The 24,532-nt window shown below is 73.3% G+C and carries 22 protein-coding genes; 16 read left to right on the forward strand and 6 right to left on the reverse strand.

What is annotated here, in order from left to right; all coding sequences use genetic code 11:
- The first annotated feature begins 92 nt into the window (after positions 1 to 92).
- Genes hutU through hutI form a run of 4 tightly spaced genes read left to right on the forward strand, consistent with a single transcriptional unit; the run spans position 93 to position 5,675 of the window.
- The gene (gene hutU / locus ABZ135_RS11775; RefSeq protein WP_356694392.1) at positions 93 to 1,769 is read left to right on the forward strand and encodes a urocanate hydratase; all 1,677 of its coding nucleotides are present in this window, start codon (positions 93 to 95) and stop codon (positions 1,767 to 1,769) included.
- Positions 1,766 to 2,989: an allantoate amidohydrolase gene (locus tag ABZ135_RS11780; RefSeq protein WP_356694394.1), complete on the forward strand. Its 1,224-nt coding sequence runs from the start codon at positions 1,766 to 1,768 to the stop codon at positions 2,987 to 2,989. Before hutU ends, ABZ135_RS11780 begins: the two co-directional genes overlap by 4 nt.
- Entirely contained in the window at positions 2,980 to 4,401 is a 1,422-nt protein-coding gene (locus ABZ135_RS11785) for a formimidoylglutamate deiminase (protein ID WP_356694396.1), read from the forward strand. Before ABZ135_RS11780 ends, ABZ135_RS11785 begins: the two co-directional genes overlap by 10 nt.
- Positions 4,402 to 4,427: 26 nt before the next feature.
- On the forward strand, positions 4,428 to 5,675 hold the full coding sequence (gene hutI / locus ABZ135_RS11790) for an imidazolonepropionase (RefSeq protein ID WP_356694398.1): 1,248 nt from the start codon (positions 4,428 to 4,430) through the stop codon (positions 5,673 to 5,675).
- An 11-nt stretch (positions 5,676 to 5,686) separates the two neighbouring features.
- Here the strand turns inward: hutI and ABZ135_RS11795 are convergent, their stop codons facing one another.
- From ABZ135_RS11795 to ABZ135_RS11805, 3 genes are all read right to left on the reverse strand, one after another.
- Positions 5,687 to 6,079: a hypothetical protein gene (locus ABZ135_RS11795; RefSeq protein WP_356694400.1), complete on the reverse strand. Its 393-nt coding sequence runs from the start codon at positions 6,077 to 6,079 to the stop codon at positions 5,687 to 5,689.
- A gap of 196 nt (positions 6,080 to 6,275) precedes the next feature.
- Entirely contained in the window at positions 6,276 to 6,935 is a 660-nt protein-coding gene (locus tag ABZ135_RS11800; RefSeq protein ID WP_356694402.1) for a phosphotransferase, read from the reverse strand.
- Positions 6,936 to 6,970: 35 nt separating this feature from the next.
- Positions 6,971 to 7,804 (reverse strand): RNA polymerase sigma factor SigF, encoded by an 834-nt coding sequence (locus ABZ135_RS11805; RefSeq protein ID WP_356694404.1) that lies wholly within the window; start codon positions 7,802 to 7,804, stop codon positions 6,971 to 6,973.
- A 184-nt stretch (positions 7,805 to 7,988) separates the two neighbouring features.
- Here ABZ135_RS11805 and ABZ135_RS11810 point away from each other — a divergent pair, with 184 nt between their 5' ends.
- The 6 genes from ABZ135_RS11810 to ABZ135_RS11835 all read left to right on the forward strand — a co-directional run bounded on the left by ABZ135_RS11810 (position 7,989) and on the right by ABZ135_RS11835 (position 13,145).
- Positions 7,989 to 8,363, forward strand: coding sequence for an STAS domain-containing protein (locus ABZ135_RS11810; protein WP_356694406.1), 375 nt, complete (start codon positions 7,989 to 7,991; stop codon positions 8,361 to 8,363).
- A gap of 159 nt (positions 8,364 to 8,522) precedes the next feature.
- Complete coding sequence (locus ABZ135_RS11815) at positions 8,523 to 8,951, forward strand: ATP-binding protein (RefSeq protein WP_356694408.1); 429 nt, start codon at positions 8,523 to 8,525, stop codon at positions 8,949 to 8,951.
- A 186-nt stretch (positions 8,952 to 9,137) separates the two neighbouring features.
- On the forward strand, positions 9,138 to 9,833 hold the full coding sequence (locus tag ABZ135_RS11820) for a peptidase (protein ID WP_356694442.1): 696 nt from the start codon (positions 9,138 to 9,140) through the stop codon (positions 9,831 to 9,833).
- An 86-nt stretch (positions 9,834 to 9,919) separates the two neighbouring features.
- The gene (locus ABZ135_RS11825; RefSeq protein ID WP_356694444.1) at positions 9,920 to 10,726 is read left to right on the forward strand and encodes a hypothetical protein; all 807 of its coding nucleotides are present in this window, start codon (positions 9,920 to 9,922) and stop codon (positions 10,724 to 10,726) included.
- Positions 10,723 to 11,790 carry a hypothetical protein gene (locus ABZ135_RS11830; RefSeq protein ID WP_356694410.1) on the forward strand — a complete coding sequence of 356 codons (1,068 nt, stop codon included), beginning with the start codon at positions 10,723 to 10,725 and terminating at the stop codon, positions 11,788 to 11,790. Before ABZ135_RS11825 ends, ABZ135_RS11830 begins: the two co-directional genes overlap by 4 nt.
- A gap of 14 nt (positions 11,791 to 11,804) precedes the next feature.
- Positions 11,805 to 13,145 carry a hypothetical protein gene (locus ABZ135_RS11835; protein ID WP_356694446.1) on the forward strand — a complete coding sequence of 447 codons (1,341 nt, stop codon included), beginning with the start codon at positions 11,805 to 11,807 and terminating at the stop codon, positions 13,143 to 13,145.
- A 97-nt stretch (positions 13,146 to 13,242) separates the two neighbouring features.
- Here ABZ135_RS11835 and ABZ135_RS11840 read toward each other — a convergent pair whose 3' ends face one another.
- Entirely contained in the window at positions 13,243 to 14,748 is a 1,506-nt protein-coding gene (locus ABZ135_RS11840; protein ID WP_356694412.1) for a peptide MFS transporter, read from the reverse strand.
- A 538-nt stretch (positions 14,749 to 15,286) separates the two neighbouring features.
- Here ABZ135_RS11840 and ABZ135_RS11845 point away from each other — a divergent pair.
- Both ABZ135_RS11845 and ABZ135_RS11850 read left to right on the forward strand, forming a co-directional pair.
- On the forward strand, positions 15,287 to 15,964 hold the full coding sequence (locus ABZ135_RS11845) for a response regulator transcription factor (protein WP_345487732.1): 678 nt from the start codon (positions 15,287 to 15,289) through the stop codon (positions 15,962 to 15,964).
- A gap of 28 nt (positions 15,965 to 15,992) precedes the next feature.
- The gene (locus ABZ135_RS11850; protein WP_356694414.1) at positions 15,993 to 17,264 is read left to right on the forward strand and encodes an ATP-binding protein; all 1,272 of its coding nucleotides are present in this window, start codon (positions 15,993 to 15,995) and stop codon (positions 17,262 to 17,264) included.
- 9 nt (positions 17,265 to 17,273) lie between these two features.
- Here ABZ135_RS11850 and ABZ135_RS11855 read toward each other — a convergent pair whose 3' ends face one another.
- Positions 17,274 to 17,789 (reverse strand): GtrA family protein, encoded by a 516-nt coding sequence (locus ABZ135_RS11855; RefSeq protein WP_356694416.1) that lies wholly within the window; start codon positions 17,787 to 17,789, stop codon positions 17,274 to 17,276.
- 197 nt (positions 17,790 to 17,986) lie between these two features.
- On the opposite strand from ABZ135_RS11855, the gene ABZ135_RS11860 reads away from it, so the two are divergent.
- The 4 genes from ABZ135_RS11860 to ABZ135_RS11875 all read left to right on the forward strand — a co-directional run bounded on the left by ABZ135_RS11860 (position 17,987) and on the right by ABZ135_RS11875 (position 22,332).
- Entirely contained in the window at positions 17,987 to 19,126 is a 1,140-nt protein-coding gene (locus ABZ135_RS11860; protein ID WP_356694418.1) for a 5-(carboxyamino)imidazole ribonucleotide synthase, read from the forward strand.
- Positions 19,127 to 19,145: 19 nt separating this feature from the next.
- Positions 19,146 to 19,643: a 5-(carboxyamino)imidazole ribonucleotide mutase gene (purE, locus tag ABZ135_RS11865; protein WP_356694448.1), complete on the forward strand. Its 498-nt coding sequence runs from the start codon at positions 19,146 to 19,148 to the stop codon at positions 19,641 to 19,643.
- Positions 19,644 to 19,942: 299 nt separating this feature from the next.
- Positions 19,943 to 21,181, forward strand: coding sequence for a dipeptidase (locus ABZ135_RS11870; RefSeq protein WP_356694450.1), 1,239 nt, complete (start codon positions 19,943 to 19,945; stop codon positions 21,179 to 21,181).
- A gap of 179 nt (positions 21,182 to 21,360) precedes the next feature.
- Positions 21,361 to 22,332: a membrane dipeptidase gene (locus ABZ135_RS11875; protein ID WP_356694420.1), complete on the forward strand. Its 972-nt coding sequence runs from the start codon at positions 21,361 to 21,363 to the stop codon at positions 22,330 to 22,332.
- A gap of 616 nt (positions 22,333 to 22,948) precedes the next feature.
- On the opposite strand, the gene ABZ135_RS11880 is transcribed toward ABZ135_RS11875, so the two are convergent.
- Positions 22,949 to 24,286 (reverse strand): UDP-glucose/GDP-mannose dehydrogenase family protein, encoded by a 1,338-nt coding sequence (locus ABZ135_RS11880; RefSeq protein WP_356694422.1) that lies wholly within the window; start codon positions 24,284 to 24,286, stop codon positions 22,949 to 22,951.
- Between the last annotated feature and the right edge of the window lie 246 nt (positions 24,287 to 24,532).

Raw genomic sequence — 24,532 nt, forward strand, 5'->3', positions numbered from 1 at the left:
GGGGATGCCGCCGCAGCGGTTGACTAAGTCTATTCAGCGGGCCAGGATGTGAATATCTGAATGAATAGCCGAAGGATCGAGGAGGCATCGCCATGTCAGGACCCCGCCCCGTACGGGCCCCGCGCGGTACGGAACTGAGCGCCCTGGGATGGCAGCAGGAAGCCGCCCTCCGCATGCTCCAGAACAACCTCGACCCCGAGGTCGCCGAGCACCCCGACAAGCTCGTCGTCTACGGCGGCACCGGCAAGGCCGCCCGCGACTGGCGCTCCTTCGACGCCATGGTCCGCACGCTGAAGACCCTCAAGCAGGACGAGACCATGCTGGTCCAGTCCGGCCGCCCGGTCGGCGTCATGCAGACCCACGAGTGGGCCCCGCGCGTCCTCATCGCCAACTCCAACCTGGTCGGCGACTGGGCCAACTGGGAGGAGTTCCGGCGCCTGGAGCAGCTCGGCCTCACCATGTACGGCCAGATGACGGCCGGCTCCTGGATCTACATCGGCACCCAGGGCATCCTCCAGGGCACCTACGAGACCTTCGCCGCCGTCGCCGCGAAGAAGTTCGGCGGCACCCTGGCCGGCACCATCACCCTCACCGCCGGCCTCGGCGGCATGGGCGGCGCCCAGCCGCTCGCCGTCACCATGAACGACGGCGTCGCGATCTGCGTCGACTGCGACCCGCGCGCCATCGAGCGCCGCATCGAGCACCGCTACCTGGACGTCAAGGCCGACAACCTCGCCCACGCCCTCCAGCTCGCCACCGAGGCCCGCGACGCCCGCCGCCCGCTGTCCATCGGCCTCCTCGGCAACGCCGCCGAGCTGCTGCCGCGGATGCTCGCCGAGGGCGCCCCGATCGACATCGTCACCGACCAGACCTCGGCCCACGACCCGCTGTCGTACCTGCCGGTCGGCGTCGCCTTCGAGGACATGGCCGACGCCGCCGCCAAGGACCCGGCCGGATTCACCACCCGCGCCCGCGAGTCGATGGCGCGGCACGTCGAGGCCATGGTCGGCTTCATGGACGCCGGCGCCGAGGTCTTCGACTACGGCAACTCGATCCGCGGCGAGGCCCGGCTCGCCGGCTACGACCGCGCCTTCGCCTTCCCCGGCTTCGTCCCGGCCTACATCCGCCCGCTGTTCTGCGAGGGCAAGGGCCCGTTCCGCTGGGCCGCCCTGTCCGGCGAGGCGTCCGACATCCACAAGACCGACAAGGCGATCCTCGACCTCTTCCCGGAGAACGAGTCCCTGCGCCGCTGGATCACGATGGCCGGCGAGCGCGTCCACTTCCAGGGCCTGCCCGCCCGCATCTGCTGGCTCGGCCAGGGCGAACGCGACAAGGCCGGCGCCCTGTTCAACGACATGGTCGCCGACGGCACCCTCGCCGCCCCGCTCGCCATCGGCCGCGACCACCTCGACTGCGGCTCCGTCGCCTCCCCGTACCGCGAGACCGAGGCCATGCTCGACGGCTCCGACGCCATCGCCGACTGGCCGCTGCTCAACGCCATGGTCAACGTGGCCTCCGGCGCCTCCTGGGTCTCCATCCACCACGGCGGCGGCGTCGGCATGGGCCGCTCCATCCACGCCGGGCAGGTCACCGTCGCCGACGGCACCCCGCTGGCCGGCGAGAAGATCCGCCGCGTGCTCACCAACGACCCCGGCATGGGCGTCATCCGCCACGTCGACGCGGGCTACGACATCGCGGAGCGGGTCGCCGACGAGCGCGGCGTCCGCGTCCCGATGCGCGAGGGCGACGGCGAGGGCGTCTCCGCGTGAGTGCCACCTTCCACGCCCTGTGGACGTCGCTGCGGCCCCTCGGCCGCAGCGACGCCTCCGGCGGCTACCGCCGCTACGCCTGGACCGCCGCCGACGCCGACTGCCGGCTCTGGTTCCGGATGCAGGCCGAGGCCCGGCGCCTCGACGTCGAGACCGACCGCAACGGCAACCAGTGGGCCTGGCTCGGCGACCCGGCCGCCGGCGACGCCGTCGTCACCGGCTCCCACCTGGACTCCGTGCCCGACGGCGGCGCCTTCGACGGCCCCCTCGGCGTCGTCTCCGCCTTCGCCGCCCTCGACGAACTCCGCGCCCGCGGCGTCTCGTTCAAACGGCCCCTCGCCATCGTCAACTTCGGCGACGAGGAGGGCGCCCGCTTCGGCCTCGCCTGCGTCGGCTCCCGCCTCACGGCCGGGCAGTTGACCAAGGAGAAGGCGTTCGAGCTGCGCGACACCGACGGGATCTCCCTCCCGCAGGCCATGGAGGCCGCCGGATACGACCCCGAGGCCATCGGCCCGGACCCCGAGCGGCTGGCCCGCATCGGCGCCTTCGTCGAACTCCACGTCGAGCAGGGCCGCGCCCTGGACCTGTCCGGGGACGCCGTCGGCATCGCCTCCGCCATCTGGCCGCACGGCCGCTGGCGGTACGACTTCCACGGCGAGGCCAACCACGCCGGCACCACCCGGCTCGCCGACCGGCGCGACCCGATGCTGCCGTACGCCGAGACCGTCCTCGCCGCCCGCCGCGAGGCCGAACTCGCGGGCGCCGTCGCCACCTTCGGCAAGATCGCCGTCGAGCCGAACGGCGTCAACGCCATCCCCTCGCTGGTCCGCGGCTGGCTCGACGCCCGCGCCGCCGACCAGGAGGCCCTGGACACGGTCGTCGCCGGCATCGAGGCCGCCGCCCGCGACCACGCCGTACGGCAGGGCGTCGACCTCGCCGTCGTACGGGAGTCCTTCACGCCCGTGGTCGAGTTCGGGCACGCGCTGCGGGACGAGATGAGCCGGATCCTGGGCGCCGCCACCGGCGACAAGGTGCCCGTCCTCGGCACCGGCGCGGGCCACGACGCCGGTATCCTGTCCGCCTCGATCCCGACCGCCATGCTGTTCGTCCGCAACCCCACCGGCGTCTCGCACTCCCCGGCCGAGTTCGCCGCCGAGGACGACTGCCTCGCCGGGGTCCGCGCACTCGCCGACGTACTGGAGGGCCTGGCGTGCAGGTGACGACGACGTACTGGCTGGAGCACGCCTGGCTCGGCACGCACGCCGAGCCGGGCGTCGCCCTGGACGTGACGGACGGACGCATCGCGAACGTACGGAAGGACGTGGAGCCGCCGCCCCCTGGCGCGGAGGTGCTGCGTGGGCTGACGATTCCGGGCCTGGCCAACAGCCACAGTCATGCTTTTCATCGAGCCTTGCGCGGCACCGTCCAGGCTGGTGTGACGATCCCCGGACTGGCGAAAGCACACTCGCACGCCGGATCATCCCCGCGCGGGCGGGGACACGACAGGGGGCGGGCGCCCGATTCATTCTGGACCTGGCGCGAGGTCATGTATGCCGTAGCCCAGAAGCTCACTCCGGACACCTACTACTCGCTCGCGCGTGCGACGTACGCCGAGATGGCGCTGGCCGGCATCACCTCCGTCGGCGAGTTCCACTACCTGCACCACGCGCCCGGCGGCACCCCGTACGCCGACCCCAACGCCATGGGCGAGGCCCTGATCGCCGCCGCCGGCGAGGCCGGCATCCGGATCACCCTGCTCGACACGGCCTACCTCTCCTCCGGCTTCGGCGCCGCCCCCGAATCCCACCAGCTCCGCTTCAGCGACGGCACGGCCGACGCCTGGGCCGAGCGGGCGAGCGCCCTGAAGGAGCGCGAGGGCGTCCGGATCGGGGCCGCGATCCACTCCGTACGGGCCGTGCCCGCCGACCAGTTGTCCACCGTGGCCCGCTGGGCCGAGGACCGGCAGGCGCCCCTGCACGTCCACCTCTCCGAGCAGACGGCGGAGAACGACGCCTGCCTCGCGGCGCACGGCGTGACCCCGACGCGACTGCTCGCCGACCACGGCGTGCTGGGCGCCCGCACCACGGGCGTCCACAACACCCACATGACGGACGCGGACGTGGCGCTGATCGGCTCCACGGCCACCGGCACCTGCATGTGCCCCACCACCGAACGCGACCTCGCCGACGGCATCGGCCCGGCCGTCGCCCTCCAGCGGGCCGGCTCCCCGCTGTCGCTCGGCAGCGACAGCCACGCCGTCATCGACCTCCTGGAGGAGGCGCGGGCCATGGAGCTGAACGAGCGCCTGCGCACCCGCACCCGCGGCCACTGGACGGCCGCGGCCCTGCTGCGGGCGGCGACGGCCGACGGTCAGGCGGCCCTCGGCTGGACCGACGCGGGCGTCCTGGAGCCCGGCGCCCTGGCGGACTTCACCACCCTCGCACTGGACTCGGTCAGGACAGCGGGACCGGTGCCGCGTCTGGCAGCCGAGACGGCGGTATTCGCAGCGTCGGCCGCGGACGTGCGGCACACGATCGTGGGCGGACGCCATGTCGTACGGGACGGGGCCCACCGGTCCGTCCCGGACGTGGCCCGGGCCCTCGCGGACTCGATCGCCGCCCTGCGCGGCTGAAGCGGCTGAAGGAGACACCCCTCACCATGGACACCAGTCCCGCGGCGACGAACACCCCGGCGGCGACCTCCGCCCCCACGAGCGCGAACAGCGCGGTGGCGAAGACCGCCACCGCCATCGTCAACATCGCCAGCCTCGTCACCAACGATCCCTCCCTCGGTGATGGAACCCCCCTGGGCCTGATCCAGGACGCGGCCGTCGTCATCGAGGGCGACCGGGTCGTCTGGATCGGTGAGACCAGCAAAGCACCCGCCACTGACAACCGGGTCGACGCGGCGGGCCGCGCGGTGATCCCCGGCTTCGTCGACTCCCACTCGCACCTCGTCTTCGCGGGCGACCGCACGGCCGAGTTCAACGCCCGGATGTCCGGCCAGGCGTACGCGGCGGGCGGGATCCGCACGACGGTCGCGGCGACCCGCGCCGCGACCGACGCCGAACTGTCCGCGAACGTCGTCCGCTATCTACGCGAGGCCCTGCGCCAGGGCACCACGACCTTCGAGACCAAGTCCGGCTACGGCCTCACCGTCGAGGACGAGGCCCGCGCCCTGCGCATCGCCGCCGAGCACACGGACGAGGTCACGTACCTCGGCGCGCACATCGTCTCCCCGGACTACGCCGACGACCCGGCCGCGTACGTCGCCCTGGTCACCGGCGAGATGCTGGACGCCTGCGCGCCGTACGCCCGTTGGATCGACGTCTTCTGCGAGAAGGGCGCCTTCGACGGCGACCAGGCCCGCGCGATCCTCACCGCCGGCAAGGCCAGGGGCCTCCACCCGAGGATCCACGCCAACCAGCTCTCGTACGGGCCCGGCGTCCAGCTCGCGGTCGAACTGGACGCGGCGAGCGCCGACCACTGCACCCACCTGACGGACGCCGACGTCGACGCGCTGGCCTCGGGGAACACGGTGGCGACGCTGCTGCCGGGCGCCGAGTTCTCCACGCGCGCCGAGTGGCCGGACGCGCGCCGCCTGCTGGACGCCGGTGTGACGGTCGCCCTGTCCACCGACTGCAACCCCGGCTCCTCCTTCACCTCCTCCGTCCCCTTCTGTATCGCCCTCGCCGTCCGCGACATGCGGATGACCCCCGACGAGGCCCTCTGGTCCGCCACCGCCGGCGGCGCGGCGGCCCTGCGCCGCACCGACATCGGCCGCCTCGTCCCCGGCGCCCGCGCGGACCTCGCCGTCCTCGACGCCCCGTCCCACGTCCACCTGGCCTACCGCCCGGGCGTGCCGCTGGTCGCGGAGGTCTGGCGGAAGGGCGTCCGCACGGTCTGAACCGCCGCTCCCTACGCCAGCCACAGCGCCCCGCGCCGGTGCCGCGCCGGCGGCACGTCCACCGTGTCCGACGCGTACGCGTGGAGGGGCCCGGCGGGGGAGTTCACCAGGCGCCGGAGCCCACCGACCCGCCACCGCAGCTCCCGGCGCGCCCGACGCTCGCCCGCCCGCGCCCACCGGGCGACGGAGGGATCCCGGTGGTGCCGTGCCGGCGCGTACACCTCGACCCGCCGCCGTACCGCCCGCGGCACGGCCCTGCGGCCCTCCCGGCGCGCGGCGTCGAGGCAGGCCGCGTCATAGCGGAGCCCCCGGAGCACCACGGCATGCCAAGGAGCCCCGGGACGACGGGACTCGTCCGCGGCGCGGGCGTGGGACGGGGGGACGTGATGGGCGGTGCGTGACATGAAGGCTCCGTCGACGGCGACCGCCGGGACTCTCCCGGCGCGCTACCGAAAGCCGAGCGGCCCGGCCGCCCGCGCGCGTCGATGGCTCATGGGGTGATTCTCGGAGCGCCTACGCGTCCCGTCCAGGGAGATACGGGAGCCGCGTCCTCGGCGAGGAGCAGGCGGGCTGCCAGGCGCGGCCGAGCAGGGCACCCCGCTATGCCGCCAGCTCCTTCACCAGCGCGGCGGCCGTTGTCACCGCCGCGCGTTCCGGGGTCGAGGGGTGGGGGTCCGAGGTGCGGAGGGTGGTGGCCTCGGGGAGGTGGGGGGTGACGGGGGCGGGGAGGTGGTGGAGGAGGGTGGTGAGGGCGGTGTGGGCGCCCGGGGCGTAGGGGGCGGGGGAGAGGGCCGCCTCGGCGAGCAGGAGCGCGCTCATCGCGCGGTCGAGGCCCGCGGGGCCCTCGCGGGCCGTGCGCCAGTCGATGACGACGGGGCCGGCCGGTGCGAGGACGACGTTGCCGGGGTGGAGGTCCAGGTGGATCCAGGGCGTGGTGTGGAGCCGCCTCAGGAGGTCGGCGAGCAGGACGCCCGCCGTCTCGGGGGTGACCGTCCCGGCGACGGCCGCGTCCAGGAGGGTCGGTCCGCTCAGCCGCTCCATCACCAGGTCGGGGCCCTCGGCACGGGCGACGCGCGGGACCGGATAGCCGGCCGCCGCGAGGTCCCGCATGAGCGCGGCCTCCCGGCCGGCGTCGCCGCCGTCGCGGTACCGGCGCAGCACCCGCCCCTCGTCGGGGCCGGCCAGCGCGTACACGTCGGCGGACCGCCCCCGCCCGATCAGCTCCACCGGTGTCGGCCCGATCGGCTCTCCCTCGCTCACGGGCGCCCACTGTACGCGCGCGCCCGTGAGGGACGTCACTCCTCGACCGTGAGGCCCTTGCGCAGCCGCGTCAGCGTCCGGGACAGCAGGCGGGACACGTGCATCTGCGAGATGCCGAGCTCCTCACCGATCTCCGACTGGGTGAGCCCAGCGGTGAAGCGCAGCGAGAGGATGCGGCGTTCGCGCGCCGGCAGCGAGGCGATCATCGGCTTGAGGGACTCGATGTACTCGATGCCCTCCAGCCCGTGGTCCTCGTAGCCCAGCCGGTCGGCGAGGGTGGCGCCGTCGGTCTCGGACTCCTCGGGCGGCGCGTCCAGCGAGCTCGCGGTGTACGCGTTGGCGGCGGCCATGCCCTCGACGACCTCGTCGGTGCCGATGCCCAGTTCGCGGGCGAGCTCCTCGACGGTGGGGGCGCGGTCGAGCTTCTGGGCGAGCTCGTCGCCGGCCTTGGCGAGGTCGAGGCGGAGTTCCTGGAGCCTGCGCGGAACGTGCACCGACCACGAGGTGTCGCGGAAGAAGCGCTTGATCTCGCCGATGATGGTCGGCATCGCGAAGGTGGGGAACTCGACGCCGCGGGCCAGTTCGAAGCGGTCGATCGCCTTGATGAGGCCGATGGTGCCGACCTGGACGATGTCCTCCATGGGCTCGCTTCGGGTGCGGAAGCGGGAGGCGGCGAACTTGACGAGCGCCAGGTTGAGTTCGATCAGGGTGTTGCGGACGTACGCGTACTCGTGGGTGCCCTCCTCGAGGTCGCCCAGGCGGGCGAAGAGGGTCTTCGAGAGGGCGCGCGCATCCTGCGGCGCGATCTCGTCGACGGGCGGGATCGTCGGCAGTTCCACGAGATCCGGTACGTCGAGCCGGGGTGACATGGTCTCCTCCATCGTGAATGTCTCGCTGCGGTTTGCGGCGCCTCCGAAGCCGGCATGGGGAATGTGTCCTTCCTAGCCCTATCGGTTCTTCCCCGATGGTTGCAAGTGGCAATTGTCCCGTTTGGTGAGATATGGGGTGGAGCTTGTGTGCGGCGGACACCCGAGCGCTTGTATGGTTCAGGGCATGTACCGGCAGCACATCGGCAGCGCACCCGAGCGGTTCCGGGTCGACGTCCGCACCGTGGGAGCGAGCGAGGTGCTCACCCCGGTGGGTGAGCTCGATCACCACACCGCCGAACTGTTGCGTGCGCCACTCGACCGCGCGCTCGATGAGGGTCGGACACGCCTCGTACTCGACTGCTCACAGCTCGAGTTCTGCGACTCGACGGGGCTCAACGTCCTGCTCGGAGCCCGGCTGCGGGCCGAGGCCGCCGGCGGCGGGGTCCACCTGGTGGCGATGCGGCCCCCGGTGGCGAGAGTCTTCGAGATCACCGGGGCGGACGCCGTCTTCACGGTCCACGACTCGCTCGACTCGGCGCTTCCCGGCCGAGCCGAGTGAGTCGACCCCCCGCCCGCTCCACGCTCCACCCCGTGGTCCACTCCGCGGCCCGTCCCCGGGCCCGCCGCGGAACCCGCCCCGCCCGGACCCGCCCCGCTCGTCCGCCCCTGTCGTCCGTTACCCGTCAATCGGTTGAACCGGTGAGGTGAAGAAGCGCTGATGGAGACTGCCTCCGGCGATGCCGACGTCCGCACCCTCGCGCTCGGGGCGGCCAGCGGCACCGTTCCGCTCGCCCGCGACTTCACCCGGCAGGCGCTCTACGACTGGGGCTGGCTGCCCGCGGCGACCGCCGACCGCCGGGCCGCCGCCGAGGACGTCCTGCTCGTCGTCTCCGAACTCGTGACCAACGCCTGCCTGCACGCCGAGGGCCCGGAGAGCCTGCGCGTGCTGCGCCTCGACGGGGGCCTGCGCCTGGAGGTCGCGGACCGCGGCGCGGGCCAGCCCGCCCCGCGCACCCCGCACCGGGCCGGACGGCCGGGCGGACACGGCATGTTCATCGTGCAGCGGCTCTGCCGCGACTGGGGCATCGACCGGTCGCCGGGCGCCGCCGGAAAGACGGTCTGGGCCGAAGTCGCCGCACCCGCCTAGGACTTTCACAACCCTCTCTCTTCCCTCCATCACGCCTCGGGCGTACCTTGACGGCCAATCTGAAAGACCGTCAGGACTTTGCGGTGAGGGGTGCTCGACGTGCCGTACCGGAGGAGAACAGCCCATGCGCTGACCGCGACCGCGACCGCGTCCGCGTCCGCGACGGCGACCGCGACCGCGACGGCGGTGGCCACGGCGGTGGTGACGGGCTCGGCCGCCGTCCTGCTGTTCGCCGCCCCGGTCGCCCAGGCCGCCGTCGTCGACGTGAACTACGCCTGCGAGACCAAGATCGGCCCCAAGAGCGCCGTCTCGCCCGTCGACATCAAGGCCGTCGAGAACGGCGGCTCGGGCTCGTACACGATCACGATGTCCTTCGAGAAGGGCGTCTCCGACAGCCCCGTCGACCTGCCCAAAGGGGTCATGACCCCGCGCGCCGAACTCGTCCTCGGCGGCGCGGCGAGCGGCAGGTTGCAGGTCAAGGGCGTGCCGAACGCGGCGCTCATCCCCGCGAACACCCCCATCAAGATCGGGCGGTTGACCGGCACCTACACCCCGGAGAAGTCCGGCAAGGTCACCTTCACGGCCGGCACGCTCACCGTCCACGCGCTCGGCATGGACGCGGCCGTCTGCAAACCCACCAACAACCCCAGGCCCTCGCTCGAACTGGACGTGACCGCGGCGTCGTCCGGCGGTTCCGGCGGCGGCTCCGGTGACTCCGGCGGCTCCTCGGGCGGTACGGGATCGGGCGGCGGCGAACTGCCGAAGACCGGCCCCCTCGACGCGGCCCCCGCGCTCGCCACCCTCGGCGGCACCGTGCTGCTGACCGGCGCGGCCGGAGTGCTCTGGCTCACCCGCCGCACGTCCCGGCCCACGGCACGCTGATGCGGGGGGCCCGGTCCGGGCGCGGGACCGCCGCCTGCGCCGCGCTCCTGGCGGCGGCCTTGGTGGGGCCGGGGGCCTTGGCGACCGTGTCCCCGGCGCACGCCCAGACCCGCGCCGCCGCGTACGCCGCCGCGTACGCCCACACCCACGCCCGGACGCCCGCCCCCGCGTACGCCGCCGCGCCCGCACCCTCCTGGACGGCCGCGCCCGCCGCCGGGCGCCCGTACGTGTACCTGGAGGGCGCCCCGGGGAGCGTCCTCCAGGACACCCTGTCCGTCACCAACCCCGGCACGCGGCCCCTCACCGTACGGCTCAGCGGCCGGGGCGGCGCGCCCGTCGCCTTCGCCGCCCCGACGGTGACCGTGCCCGCCAGGACCCGCGCCGACGTGCCCTTCGCCGTCACCGTGGGCCCCGACACCCCGCCGGGCGATCACCGCGGCTCCGTACGGGTCGGCGCCGCCGGACGCGAGACGGACGTGGCGCTCCACCTGAGGGTCAGCGGGCCGCGGCTCGCCGCGCTCACCGTCGAGGACGTCCGCGTCGACCGCTCCGGCACCCTGCGCTACACCCTCGTCAACCGCGGCAACACCGTCCTCGCCCCCCGCCTCGCCGTGCGCGCCGAGGGGGTGCTCGGCACGGTCCTGGACCGCCCCGAACGCGCCCTGCCCCTCGTGCTGCGCCCCGGCGAGCGCGCCACCCGCACGGAGCCCTGGCCCGACCCGCCCGCCTTCGACGCGGTCACCGTCCACCTCACGGCCGGCGCCCCCGGCGCCACGGCCGCGACCGCCCGGGCCGACGCCGCCTTCGCCTCGCCGGCGGGCCTCGGCGCCGCCGCGGCCGCCCTCCTCGCGGCGGCGGGCGCGGCCACGTACGCGATCCGGAGGAAGCGATGACGCACCTGCGTACGGCGGCGGGCGCGCTGCTCACCGTCCTGCTCCTCGCCGTACCGCTCCTCGCCGTACCGCTCCTCCTGGTGCTGCCCGCCGCCCCGGCCGCCGCCGAGACGGGCCCCACGGTGGCGCTGTCGCGGAGCGAGGGCGGCAAGGGCGGCGAGATCACCGTCAGCGGCTCCGGCTGGAAGCCCGGCGCCCTGCTCATGCTGCTGGTCTGCGGGCAGGCCGCGCCCGGCAAGGGCGTCATCGGCGGCACCAACTCCTGCGCCAACACCGACGGCCGCGCCGCCACCGTCGACGCCAAGGGCGCCTTCAGCCTGAAGCTGCCGGTCGCCGAACCGCCCGAACCCTGCCCCTGCGTGATCCACGTGGCCGGCGTCACCGGCCAACAGGACGTCGTCGACGTCGCGTTCACCGTCGCCGGGCATCCGACCGCCCCGCTGCCGGAGTCCTCGGCGGCCGGCCGGCTCGCCGTGCTCGCCTCGGCCCGACTGGAAGGCTCCAGCGGCGTCCTCGTCTGGTTCGGGGCGCCCGCCCGCCGCGAGATCGTCGTCACCGTCGGCAACCTCGGCCAGAACCCGGTGAAGGACCCCGTCTTCGAGGTGGGCACCAGCCACGGCGTGTTCGCGCCGCAGTACGAGGAACGCCAGTGGCGCGGCACGATCGAGCCGGGCCGCAAGGCCCTGGTGCGGCTCCCCGTCGAGCTCGCGGCGGGCGCCCACGGCGACTACCAGGTGTCCGTGCGGTACGGCGGGAAGGTCCTGGTGGAGCAGCCCTGGGGCGTCGGCAGGCCGTGGGGCGTGACGCTCTTCTGGGTGCTGCTCGCGGTCGTCGTTCCGGCCGCCCTCTTCCGTATCGGCATGGCGGTCGTCGACCGGGTCGCACCCGGGACCGCCGCCGGTCGCCGCCGCCCGCGCCGGGCCCTCGTGCCCACACCCGGCCCCACACCCGGACCCACACCCACGCCCGGGCCGGCACCCGACGAACCGACCGCGGTCCTGCCGTGGTTCACCACCGACTCCGCACCGTCAGAGAACAGCCCGACGACGAAGGGAATGTCGTGAGCACGCAACGGAGGATGAGCGCGGCCGGGATCGCGCTGATGCTCGGCGGCGCGGGGATCCTGCTGTCCGCGAGCCCCGCCCTGGCCGCCGAGGTCGCGTACAGGACCGAGTGCATCCCGCCCGCCATCTCCGGCATGCCGCCGGTGCAGGGCACCACCAAGGTGCTGATCACCGCGCCCACGGAGGCCAAGGTCGGCGACGAGGTCGAGGTGGTCTGGAAGACGGTCGAGGCCGCGTCCAAGAACCCGGACGTCCTCGACCTGGAGAAGGACACGGTGAAGCCCACCGGTGTCATCAGGCTCGGCGGCGCGGCGAGCGGCACGCTGGCGATGGAGGGCCCGCGGCAGAACCCGCCGATCCCGAAGAACAGCCCGATGGTCCTGCCGGACATGAAGGGCAAGCTGAAGCTGGAGAAGGCGGGCGAGATCACGCTGACGCCGGACAAGTACAACATCAACGTGTCCAAGCCGATGTCGACGGACACGAAGTGCTCCCCGAAGGAGACGGTCGCGGTCGGCGCCACGATCAAGGTCACGGAGGGCGGAGGCGGCAGCGGCGGCGGTACGAGTACGTCGGGCGGTACGACGACCTCCGGTGGCACCACGACCTCCGGCGGTACGAGTACGTCAGGAGGCACCACGACCTCCGGCGGCAGCACCGCGTCCGGCGGCTCCACCTCCGGCGGAGGCGGCGGACAGACCGACTTCCGCGGTACGCAGGTGGCCGTCACCTTCGCCTGTCAGGCCCCCGGGCCCGCCTCCATCAACTCCAAGGTGACCATCGACGCCAAGAAGAACGGCGGCTCCTACGACCTCACCGTCAAGACCGCCAAGGGCGTCATGAACAGCCCGGCCGCGCTTCCCGCCGGAGCCCTGAAGCCCTCCATGGACGTGAAGCTCGGCGGCGCCGACTCCGGCAGCGTGAAGGTCACCGGGCCCGGCAATCCGGCTCCCCTGGAGGCGGGCAAGCCCGTCGACCTGCCCGACATGAAGGGCACGTACAAGCCGGGGGCGACGGGGAAGTCCACGCTCAGCCCCGGGAAGCTGACCATCACGGTGTCGCTCGGCGGCTCGCCCATCGTGATCCCCTGCGAGGTCAAGGGCTCCGTCCGGGCCTCCCTCACCCTGGACACCGGCAAGCAGGAGGGCGGCGCCTCCGGAGGCACCTCCGGCGGCTCCTCCACCTCCGGCGGCAGCGGCGCAGGCGGCGGCTCCGGCGGCGGCCTCGCCGACACCGGAGCGGGCGACGACGGCGCCCTGCGTGCCCTCGCCCTGGTCGCGGGCACGGTGATCCTGCTCGGCGGTGCCGTCTTCACCTTCACCCCGTGGGGCCGCCTGGGGCGCCGTACTCGGTGAGGCGCGGGCATGACGAAGGGCCTGGCCCGGCACCCGAGAGGGGTGCCGGGCCAGGCCCTTCACACGGTGTCGTCGACGCCGACGGTCCGTCAGGACCTCAGCGGACGTCGCCCATGAGCGCGCGGATCTTCTTGCCCGCCATCATGAAGGTGAGTCCCGCCGCGACCGCCACGACGGCCCACAGCGAGTAGTACAGCGCGTCGCCCAGCGGCTCGTTGAGCTTGGTGGTCCAGCCGTTCAGGGCGTTGCCCGTCGCGGTGGCGAGGAACCACAGGCCCATGATCTGGCCGACGAACTGCTTGGGGGCGAGCTTCGTCGACAGGGACAGACCGACCGGGGACAGGCACATCTCACCGATGGTCTGGACGAGGTAGACGCTCAGCAGCCAGAAGACGGTGACCTTGCCGGTCTCGCTGTTGGCCGCGGCGGCGCCCGCGAGGCCCATGATGGCGAACGAGCCGCCGATGAGCAGCATCGCGAGGGCGAACTTCATGGGGGTGCTGGGCTCGCGGTTCCGCTTGGCCAGCTTGACCCACAGGGCCGCGAAGACCGGCGCCAGGACGATGACCATCATCGGGTTCACCGACTGGTACCAGGAGGCCGGGAACTCCCAGCCGCCGATCATGCGGTCGGTCTTGCCGTCGGCGAAGAGCGTGAGCAGCGAGCCCGACTGGTCGTAGATCATCCAGAACAGGACGGCGGTGGCGAAGAACCACGCGAACGCCTTGATCTTGGGCTTGTCGTCGGCGGTCAGCGCCGGGTTGCGGTACATCGCGACGAAGTAGATGACCGGCACGACGATGCCGAGGATCGCGAGGACGTTCACGATGTGCTCGATGTCGTACGTGCCGAGCACGATGTCGACGGCGAGTGCGGCGACGGCCAGGCCGCCCCACAGCAGGACCTTGCGCAGCGCGTTGCGCTTCTCCTCGGGCGTCGCCGGGGTGCCCGGCTCCTTGCCGACGTCACCGAGGTGGCGGGAGCCCAGGACGTACTGGACGACGGCGAGCGTCATGCCGATGCCGGCGACGGCGAAGCCGAGGTGCCAGTTGACGTTCTCGCCGAGGTAGCCGACGACCAGCGGCGCGACCATGCCGCCGATGTTGATCGACATGTAGAAGAGCGTGAAGCCGGCGTCGCGGCGGGCGCTCGGCTGCCCCTCGTACAGGCCGCCGACCATGGCCGAGATGTTCGGCTTCAGCAGACCCGTACCGGCGGCGATGAGCGCGAGGCCCGCGAAGAACGCCGCGTCCGAGGGGATGGCGAGGGTGAAGTGGCCCGCGGCGATGACGATGCCGCCGACGAGGACGGCCTTGCGCGCGCCCCACAGGCGGTCGGCGACCCAGCCGCCCGGCATCGCGGCCATGTAGACGACCGCGTTGTACACGCCGTAGATGGAGGCGGCCAGCGCCTCGCGCTCCTCCAGGGGGCCGTCGAGAACGGCGGCGACCAGGTAGAGCACCAGGATGGCGCGCATCCCGTACCAGGAGAAGCGCTCCCACATCTCGGTCATGAAGAGAGTGGCCAGGCCCCGAGGGTGGCCGAAGAACGTCTTCTCGGAACCGGGGGTTCCGGAGGAAGCCGTCGTCAGGCTGGACGCCATGTCGATCCTTGCTCTGTCGGGACGCCTCGCTTCGTGAGCGGATTGCGCCCGGTGGGGGAGGCCGGCACCGGGGGAGAGCGGTCGCGCTCCTCCGGGATCCACGCCCTGACGCGTCTCGCGCCGTAGGACCCGGCCCACAGGTCATTCACCGTCCTCAAGACTGCCGAGGGCGGTCTCGTGCAGAAAAGAGACCCTTGGCGCGTCGAACACGGCCAAAGGTCCCCGATTACCGCAACAGAACTCTCGACACCATACGACACGACAGTGCCGGATATGGAAGGACTTGAGAGATGGATCACAGGCGGGGCCGGAACCAACTTCCTTCATTCGAAGGTCGTATCGAGGTTACGCGCCACCTTCCGGAGGCGGTGCGGGCGCCCGGTGATCGTGCTGTGATCATCCGGCGACCGTCCGGTCACCGTCCGGCGATCATGAGGTGGCCGCCCGTCGACCGCCGCGCGACCGCCGCGTCCGCGCCGGGCGCCCGGCCCTGTGGATCATGCCCCGGCGCCGCCGCCGTGCGGACTACCATCGCCTCATGACCCGTGTACTGCTCGCCGAGGACGACGCCTCCATCTCGGAACCGCTGGCCCGCGCCCTGCGGCGGGAGGGATACGAGGTCGAGGTGCGGGAGGACGGTCCCACCGCTCTCGACGCCGGACTGCAGGGCGGGATCGACCTGGTCGTGCTCGACCTCGGCCTGCCCGGCATGGACGGCCTGGAGGTCGCCCGGCGGCTGCGCGCCGACGGCCACACGGTGCCGATCCTGGTGCTCACCGCCCGCGCCGACGAGGTCGACACCGTCGTGGGCCTCGACGCGGGCGCCGACGACTACGTCACCAAGCCCTTCCGCCTCGCCGAGCTCCTCGCCCGCGTCCGGGCCCTGCTGCGGCGCGGCGCGACCGAGCCCGCCGTCCCTCCCACCACCCACGGCGTGCGGATCGACGTCGAGTCGCACCGCGCCTGGATGGGCGAGGAGGAGCTCCAGCTCACGGCCAAGGAGTTCGACCTGCTGCGCGTGCTGGTCCGCGACGCGGGCCGGGTCGTCACCCGCGACCAGCTCATGCGCGAGGTCTGGGACACCACCTGGTGGTCCTCCACCAAGACCCTCGACATGCACATCTCCTGGCTGCGCAAGAAGCTCGGCGACGACGCGGCGAACCCCCGCTACATCGCCACCGTCCGCGGCGTCGGCTTCCGCTTCGAGAAGAGCTAGCACCCAGCCGCCCCGCCCCGGAGGATCCGTGCGCCGCCGTCTGATCAGCTCCACGCTCGCCGTGGTCCTCGTCGTCATCGCCGTCTTCGGCGTCTCGCTCGTGATCGTCGAGACCCGCACGATCTCCACCAGCGCCCAGGAGAGCGTGGACTCGGAGGCGCTGCGGATCGTTTCCATCGTGGACAGCCGGCTGATCGGCGGCGAGCCGGTGAACCCGGACATCCTGGCCGACCAGAGCGGCGCCAAGCGCTTCGCGGAGATCCGCATCCCCGGCCGCCCCTCCATCGAGATCGGCACCCGCCCCACCGGAGACGTCATCCGGGGAATCGCGGAGGGCGAGCGCGGCGAGACGGTGATCGTCGAGGAGTCCCGCTCCGTCGTCACCGCCGAGGTCGGCCGTACGCTCCTGATCATCGGCGCCGTGGCCCTGCTCGCCGTCGTGGCCGCCGTCCTGCTCGCCGTACGGCAGGCCAACAAGCTGGCCTCCCCGCTCACCGACCTCGCCGAGACCGCCGAGCGGCTCGGCTCCGGCGACCCGCGCCCCCGGCACAAGCGGTACGGGGTGCCCGAGCTGGACCGGGTCGCGGACGTGCTCGACGCCTCCGCCGAGCGGATCGCGCGCATGCTCACCGCCGAGCGCCGGCTCGCCGCCGACGCCTCCCACCAGCTCCGTACGCCCCTCACCGCGCTGTCCATGCGCCTGGAGGAGGTCGCCGTCGCCGACGACCTCCGCACGGTCAAGGAGGAGGCGACGATCGCGCTCACGCAGGTCGAGCGGCTCACCGACGTGGTCCAGCGGCTCCTGACCAACGCGCGCGACCCGCGCACCGGCTCCGCCGTCGCCTTCGACCTGGACGAGGTGATCAAGCAGCAGATCGAGGAGTGGCGGCCGGCCTACCGCAGCGCCGGCCGGGCCATCGTCCACTCCGGCAAGCAGGGCATGCGGGCCGTCGGCACCCCCGGCGCGGTCGCCCAGGTCCTGGCCGCCCTGATCGAGAACTCGCTCATGCACGGCGGCGGCACCGTCGCGCTGCGCACCCGCGTGACCGGCAACCAGTCCGTGATCGAGGTGACCGACGAGGGCCCCGGCGTGCCCGCCGACCTGGGGGCGCGGATCTTCGAGCGGGCGGTCAGCGGCCGCAGCTCCACCGGCATCGGCCTCGCGGTCGCCCGGGACCTCGCGGAGGCCGACGGCGGCCGTCTGGAGCTGCTCCAGCAGCAGCCGCCGGTCTTCGCGCTCTTCCTGAGCCGCGAGGTCAGGAGCCGTACGGAACGGGACGCGGAGCGCCCGGTCCGCTGACGCCCCGGGTCAGACCCGGTCGGGCTGCTTACGGGTCGCCTGGCGGGGAGTCTGCTCCAGGAACGATTCGGCGGTCTGTACCGCCTCCTTCGCCGGGAGCGCCTTGAAGACCCACGTCCGGTACGACCAGAAGCGGAACAGGGTCGCGACGCCGATGCCGAAGAACTTGAAGAAGTTGCTCTGCAGCGGGCCGTCCCAGCCGAAGCCGTACGTCGCCGTGTAGAGCACACCGTTCTCGATGACCATGCCGATGACGCTGAACAGCAGGAACAGCGCCAGTTCCTTGGTGCGGCCGGACTTGTCGCGGTCGCGGTACGTGAAGTAACGGAACCCCACGTAGTTGAAGAGGATCGCCACGACCGTGGCGATCAGGCTCGCCCGTACCACGGGGAGCTCGGTGACATGGCGGACCAGGTTGAAGACGGCCAGGTTCACCAGGACGCCCAGTCCGCCGACCACGCCGAACTTGGCGACCTCGCGGACGAGCCGTTCCACTCGCATGCGCAACGCGCCGGGTTCACTCATCGTGATGGCTCTGCCCCGTCCGTTCCGGATGTGTTCGGCCGACGCCCGGATGGCGTCAACCCAGCCATGCTAACCAGCGCTCCTCCGGACCGCCCGAGATGCTCCCGATCCGTGTGCGATCCGTGTGCGAGCCCACTCCCACTGTCACAACGCACAGCCGGACGAGGGTTCGGCACTTGTGCGGATACCCTAAGAGGGTGACGTTTCCGGTAGTCGGCATGGTCGGTGGCGGTCAGCTCGCCCGTATGACCCACGAGGCGGGCATCCCCCTCGGCATCAAGTTCAAGCTGCTCAGTGACACCCCGCAGGACTCGGCGGCCCAGGTGGTCAGCGATGTCGTCATCGGCGACTATCGCGACCTGGACACGCTGCGTGACTTCGCGCGCGGCTGCGACGTGATCACCTTCGATCACGAGCACGTGCCCGCGGAGCACCTGGCGGCCCTGGAGGCGGACGGCGTCGTCGTCCGGCCCGGCCGCGCGGCCCTCGCGCACGCCCAGGACAAGGGGGTGATGCGGGCGCGGCTCGACGAGATCGGCGCGCCCAGCCCGCGCCACCGCATCGTGGCCGACCCGGCCGACGCGGTGGCCTTCGCCGCCGAGGTGGGCGGCTTCCCGATCATCCTGAAGACGGTCCGCGGCGGCTACGACGGCAAGGGCGTCTGGTTCGTCCGCTCCGAGGCGGACGCGCACGACCCGTTCCGCGCGGGCGTGCCGGTCCTCGCCGAGGAGAAGGTCGACTTCGCGCGCGAGCTCGCCGCGAACATCGTCCGCTCGCCGCACGGCCAGGCCGTGGCCTACCCGGTGGTCGAGTCCCGCCAGGTCGACGGCGTCTGCGACACCGTGATCGCGCCCGCGCCCGACCTCGACGACGAGCTCGCCGGCCAGGCGCAGGAGCTGGCGCTTCGCATCGCCAAGGAGCTGGACGTCGTCGGTCACCTGGCCGTCGAGCTCTTCCAGACCCGCGACGGCCGCATCCTCGTCAACGAGCTCGCCATGCGCCCGCACAACTCCGGCCACTGGACCCAGGACGGCGCGGTCACCTCGCAGTTCGCCAACCACGTCCGGGCCGTCCTCGACCTTCCGCTCGGCGACCCGCGCCCGCGTGCGAAGTGGACCGTGATGTGCAATGTGCTGGGTGGCGACTACCCGGACATGTACACGGCGTACCTGCACTGCATGGCCCGGGACCCGCAGCTCAAGATCCACATGTACGGCAAGGACGTGAAGCCCGGGCGCAAGGTCGGCCACGTCAACACCTACGGCGACGACCTCGACGACGTGCTGGAGCGCGCCCGTCACGCCGCCGACTACCTGCGAGGGACGATCGTTGAGTAACCCGCTCATTGGCATCGCGATGGGATCCGACTCGGACTGGTCCGTGATGGAGGCCGCGGCGCAGGCCCTGGACGAGTTCGAGATCGGGTACGAGGTCAACGTCCTCTCCGCGCACCGCATGCCGCGCGAGATGATCGAGTACGGCGAGCAGGCCGACGGCCGCGGCCTGAAGGCGATCATCGCGGGCGCGGGCGGCGCCGCCCACCTCCCGGGCATGCTCGCCTCCGTGACCCCGCTGCCCGTCATCGGCGTCCCCGTACCGCTGAAGTACCTCGACGGCATGGACTCGCTGCTGTCCATCGTGCAGATGCCGGCGGGCGTCCCGGTCGCCACGGTCTCCGTCGCCGGCGCCCGCAACGCGGGCCTGCTCGCCGCCCGCATCCTCGCGGCGCACGACCCCGAACTGCGCGGCCGCATGCGGGACTTCCAGCAGGAGCTGAACGACCAGGCGACCGAGAAGGGCAAGCGGCTGCGGCAGAAGGTCGAGGGCTCGTCCTCCTTCGGGTTCGCGCGGTGAGCTCGGAAGAGGCGGGGGCGGGCCGGGCAGCCGCCTCCGGGGGCCCGACGGGCCCGGCGGGCTCGACGGGCTCGGCGGGCTCGGCGGGCCGAGTGGCCTCCGAGGGCCTGACGGGCTCGGCGGGCCCTGCGGGCCAGGTGGCCTCCGGCGGCTCGGCGGGCTCCGGCGGTCCGGCGGGCTCCGGCGGTCCGGCCGGCTCCTCGGGGCCGGCGGGCTCCGGCGGCTCGGCGGGCGGGGCTGGCTCCGGCGGCGCGGGCGGCTCCTCGGGGCCGGCGGGCTCCGGCGGCTCGGTGGGCCAGGTGGCCTCCGGCGGCCCGGCTGGCTCCTCGGGCTCTCCCGTCCCCGCCGCGGCGGGCGACCGGCTCGCCGAGGCCAGGGAGCTCCTCGCCTCCGCGCCCGTGGCCGACGGTCACAACGACCTGCCCTGGGCGCTGCGCGAGCACTGCGGCTACGACCTCGACCGGCTCGACATCGCCCGCGACCAGCGCGGCACGCTCCACACCGACCTCGCCCGGCTGCGCGCCGGCGGCGTCGGCGCGCAGTTCTGGTCGGTGTACGTGCCCTGCCGGCTCACCGGCGACAACGCCGTCAGCGCCACCCTGGAGCAGATCGACGCCGTCGACCGGCTCCTCGTGCGGTACGCCGCCGACCTCGCGCCCGCGCTGACCGCCGACGACATGGAGCGGGCCCGCGAGGAGGGCCGGATCGCGTCCCTCAAGGGCGCCGAGGGCGGCCACTCGATCAACAACTCCCTCGCCACCCTCCGCGCGCTGCACACCCTGGGCGTCCGCTACATGACGCTCACCCACAACGACAACAACGACTGGGCGGACTCGGCCACCGACGCGCCCCGGGCCGGCGGTCTGACCGCCTTCGGCCGCGAGGTCGTCCGCGAGATGAACCGCTGCGGCATGCTCGTCGACCTGTCGCACGTCGCCGCCTCGACGATGCGGGACGCGCTGGACACCACGGCCGCGCCGGTGATCTTCTCGCACTCCTCGGCGCGCGCCGTGTGCGACCACCCGCGCAACATCCCGGACGACGTCCTGGAGCGGCTGCCCGCCAACGGCGGCGTCGCGATGGCGACCTTCGTGCCGAAGTTCATCCTCCCCGCCGCCGTCGAGTGGACCGCACGGGCGGACGACAACCTCCGCGCGCACGGCTTCGACCACCTCGACACGACCCCGGAGGCGATGCGGCTTCACCGCGCCTTCGAGGCGGAGCACCCGCGCCCGATCGCGACGGCCGCCACGGTCGCCGACCACCTCGACCACATGCGCGAGGTCGCCGGCATCGACCACATCGGCATCGGCGGCGACTACGACGGCACCGCGTTCACGCCGGCCGGCCTCGACGACGTCGCCGGCTACCCCCACCTGATCGCGGAGCTCCTCACCCGCGGCTGGTCCCGCGCCGACCTGGCGAAGCTGACCTGGTCCAACGCGGTGCGGGTGCTGCGGGACGCGGAGGCGGTGGCCCGCGAGCAGCAGGCGCTGCGCGGCCCGTCCGTCGCGACGATCGCGTCCCTCGACGCGTAAGACCGCCGAGGGAACCGACCGACGGGACATCGGGGGGCGAGGGCCCCGCGTCGGCCGCATCGCGGGGCCCGTACGGCCGTCCTCGGCCCGTCGCCCGAACGGCCCAGCCCGCCGCGCCCCCGCCCCGGCCCGGTGGGACGGTGAACCGTACTGCCTCAGGAGTACGGAGTGAGTCACCCATGGCAGATCTGCTGGACGACCCCACCACCACGGCCCCCGCCCCCGCCCTCGGCGGCGAAGCGGCCGACGCACCGGCCGCCGCGGGCGACCTCGATCCCCCCGAAGGCCCCGGGCCCGTCGACGAGCCGGCCCGCGCGCGGGCCCTGCTCGCCGCGCGGCCGGTCGTCGAGGGGCACACGGAACCGCCCGGCGTGATCGACCTCGACCTGCCGCTCGACCCCGACCCCGACCCGGAGGATCTTCCGCCGGTACGGGCCGCGGAGGCGGGAGCGCAGTTCTGGTCGCTCCGCGTGGACACCGGCGACGTCGTGCTGGGCACCCTGCGCCGGATCGACGCGGTCCGCGCGCTCGTGGCGGCCTTCCCCGAGGAACTGCGCCTCGCGCACACCACCTCGGAGATGGCGCACGCGCGCAACTGCGGCCGGGTCGCCGTGCTGCTCGGTCCGGTGAGCTGGTCGGCGGTCGCCGGTTCGCCCGCGACCCTCCGGGCGTACCACGCGCTCGGGGTCCGTGCGGTCGGCCTCACCCGCTTCGACGGCTTCGCGCGCGAGGCGGTACGGGAGATGAACCGCCTCGGTCTCCTCGTGGACCTCGCCGGCGCCGACGCGGACACCGTCCGCCAGGCCCTCGCGGTGAGCCGCGCCCCGGTCCTGCTGACCCGCGCGGACCCGGACGGCCTGCCGGACGACGTGCTGCGTCTGCTCGGGGAGAAGGGCGGCGTCTGCATGGTGCCGGTCACCACGGACGAGGCCGCCACGGCCGACCACCTGGACCGGGTGCGGGGCCTCGCGGGGCCGTGGTCCCTCGGCCTCTCCCACGCGGAGTCCCCGTCCGCCGGTTACGCCCCGCTCTTCGGCGAGCTTCTGCGCCGGGGGTGGCTGCCGGATCAACTGGCGGCGCTGGCGCAGGGCAACGTGACGCGGGTCCTCCGAGAAACCGAATTCCGCGCCCGCGCCTCCCGCCCCACCTGACCCCCCCGCCCCGCCCGCCGTGCCGGTGCCCTACCGCAACTCCGTTGTGGGCCAGCGCCCTGCTGGGCCGGTGCCCGCCCGTCTCCCGGCGCTGCGCGCCAGGGCTTTGGCCCCGCTGGCGCGGTGCCCGCCCGTGCTGGGCCTTCGCCCCGCTCCGTTGTGGGCCAGCGCCCTGCTGGGGCAGTGCCCTCCCGCCCCTCCGTCGCGGGTTAGCGCCCTGCTGGGGTGGTGCCCTTCCGCCACCTCCGTTGTGGGCATTCGTTCCGCTGGGGCGGAACGGGTGGGCACAACGGAACGGCGCCCTTTGCCGGGCCTAGGCTCCCGGTGCTTTGACCCGCACCACCAGCGCGGCCCCCGTCGTGGTGCGGGCAGGTGCAGGTGCGGAACGCGCCCGCATGGGCGCCGTCCCGTGTGCCCACCCGTCCCGCCCCAGCGGGACGATTGCCCACACGGGCGGGCCGCAGGCCACGCGGAGGTGCGGGGAGAGGGCGTCGCCCCAGCCCACCGGCCCGCAGGGCCGCACCGGGGGACGGGCCCGGGCCGAGGCCCGGTAGGCCGCACCGGGGGGCGGGCCAGGTGCGAGTCCCGGTAGGCCGCACCGGGTGCGGGCGCGGAGTCAGGCGCGGGGGCGGCCCATGGCGCGGTAGGTCCAGCCCGCCTCGCGCCACCGCACCGGATCCAGCGCGTTGCGCCCGTCGAGGATGACCGGCGACGCCGCCACCCCCGCCAGCTCCGCCGGATCGACCGCCTCGCGGAACTCGCGCCACTCGGTGAGGTGCAGCACCACGTCCGCCCCCCGCACCGCGTTGAGCGCCGAGTCCGCGTACCCGAGCGTCGGGAAGAGACGGCGGGCGTTGTCCATGCCCTTGGGGTCGTAGACGGTGACCTGGCCCCCCTGGAGGTGGATCTGGCCGGCCACGTTCAGCGCGGGCGAGTCGCGGACGTCGTCCGAGTCCGGCTTGAAGGTGGCGCCGAGCACGGCCACCCGCTTGCCGAGGAAGCCCCCGCCGAGCGCCTCGCGGGCCATTTCGACCATGGACGCGCGGCGCCGCATGTTGATGGAGTCGATCTCGCGCAGGAAGGTGAGCGCCTGGTCGGCGCCCAGCTCGCCGGCCCGGGCCATGAACGCCCGGATGTCCTTCGGCAGGCAGCCACCGCCGAAGCCGATCCCGGCCCGCAGGAACTTGCTCCCGATCCGCTCGTCGTGCCCGATCGCCTCCGCGAGCTTGGCGACGTCGCCGCCGGCCGCCTCGCAGACCTCCGCCATCGCGTTGATGAAGGAGATCTTGGTGGCGAGGAAGGAGTTGGCGGAGGTCTTCACCAGCTCGGCGGTCGGGTAGTCGGTGACGACGAAGGGCGAGCCCTCGCCCACCGGCACCGCGTACACCTCGCGCAGCGTCTTCTCGGCTCGCTCCCCGCTCGCGCCGGTGGGCACGCCGACCACGATCCGGTCCGGGTGCAGGGTGTCCTGCACGGCGAAGCCCTCGCGCAGGAACTCGGGGTTCCAGGCCAGCTCGACGCCCTCGGGCAGGACGGCGGCGAGCCGCGCGGCCGAGCCGACCGGCACGGTCGACTTGCCGACGACGAGCGCGCCCTCGCGCACCACACCGGCCAGCGAGGCGAAGGCGGCGTCGACGTAGCTCATGTCGCAGGCGTACTCGCCGTGCTTCTGCGGGGTGTTCACGCAGACGAAGTGGACGTCGCCGAAGGCGCCGACCTCCTCCCAGGAGGTCGTGAACCGCAGCCGCCCGCTGGAGCCCTCGATGCCGACGACGTGCCGCGCGAGGAGTTCCTCCAGGCCCGGCTCGTACATCGGGACCCGGCCGGCCGCGAGCAGCTCGATCTTCTCGGGTACGACGTCGAGGCCGAGGACCTCGAAGCCGAGCTCCGCCATGGCCGCGGCGTGGGTGGCGCCGAGGTAGCCGGTGCCGATCACGGTGATCTTGAGGGCCATGCGGACTCCAGGGCTCCGTTGTGCGTCGGTCGGAATGCCTGCCCGAGCATAGTCGGGGCCTGGATCGGGACCCTGTCACGCCCTACCATTTGGGTTACTTAACGGTAGTTAGCAAGCCTGGGAGTGAATGAGCGTGGCCGGATCCACCGATTTCGATCTGTATCGCCCGTCGGAGGAGCACGAGATGCTCCGGGAGACGGTCCGGGCGCTGGCGGAGGCGAAGATCGCGCCGTTCGCCGCCGCGGT

Origin of the sequence: Streptomyces sp. NPDC006339 (assembly GCF_040612775.1) — a bacterium.
In the GTDB taxonomy this organism is placed as follows: Bacteria; Actinomycetota; Actinomycetes; order Streptomycetales; family Streptomycetaceae; genus Streptomyces.

Excerpts from the sequence above, each read along its gene's own strand:
- hutU (WP_356694392.1), top strand. The coding sequence starts at position 93 with ATGTCAGGACCCCGCCCCGTACGGGCCCCGCGCGGTACGGAACTGAGC.
- hutI (WP_356694398.1), top strand. The coding sequence starts at position 4,428 with ATGGACACCAGTCCCGCGGCGACGAACACCCCGGCGGCGACCTCCGCC.
- ABZ135_RS11795 (WP_356694400.1), bottom strand. The coding sequence starts at position 6,079 with ATGTCACGCACCGCCCATCACGTCCCCCCGTCCCACGCCCGCGCCGCG.
- ABZ135_RS11805 (WP_356694404.1), bottom strand. The coding sequence starts at position 7,804 with ATGTCACCCCGGCTCGACGTACCGGATCTCGTGGAACTGCCGACGATC.
- ABZ135_RS11810 (WP_356694406.1), top strand. The coding sequence starts at position 7,989 with ATGTACCGGCAGCACATCGGCAGCGCACCCGAGCGGTTCCGGGTCGAC.
- ABZ135_RS11815 (WP_356694408.1), top strand. The coding sequence starts at position 8,523 with ATGGAGACTGCCTCCGGCGATGCCGACGTCCGCACCCTCGCGCTCGGG.
- ABZ135_RS11830 (WP_356694410.1), top strand. The coding sequence starts at position 10,723 with ATGACGCACCTGCGTACGGCGGCGGGCGCGCTGCTCACCGTCCTGCTC.
- ABZ135_RS11835 (WP_356694446.1), top strand. The coding sequence starts at position 11,805 with ATGAGCGCGGCCGGGATCGCGCTGATGCTCGGCGGCGCGGGGATCCTG.
- ABZ135_RS11840 (WP_356694412.1), bottom strand. The coding sequence starts at position 14,748 with ATGGCGTCCAGCCTGACGACGGCTTCCTCCGGAACCCCCGGTTCCGAG.
- ABZ135_RS11845 (WP_345487732.1), top strand. The coding sequence starts at position 15,287 with ATGACCCGTGTACTGCTCGCCGAGGACGACGCCTCCATCTCGGAACCG.
- ABZ135_RS11855 (WP_356694416.1), bottom strand. The coding sequence starts at position 17,789 with ATGAGTGAACCCGGCGCGTTGCGCATGCGAGTGGAACGGCTCGTCCGC.
- purE (WP_356694448.1), top strand. The coding sequence starts at position 19,146 with ATGGGATCCGACTCGGACTGGTCCGTGATGGAGGCCGCGGCGCAGGCC.
- ABZ135_RS11875 (WP_356694420.1), top strand. The coding sequence starts at position 21,361 with ATGGCAGATCTGCTGGACGACCCCACCACCACGGCCCCCGCCCCCGCC.
- ABZ135_RS11880 (WP_356694422.1), bottom strand. The coding sequence starts at position 24,286 with ATGGCCCTCAAGATCACCGTGATCGGCACCGGCTACCTCGGCGCCACC.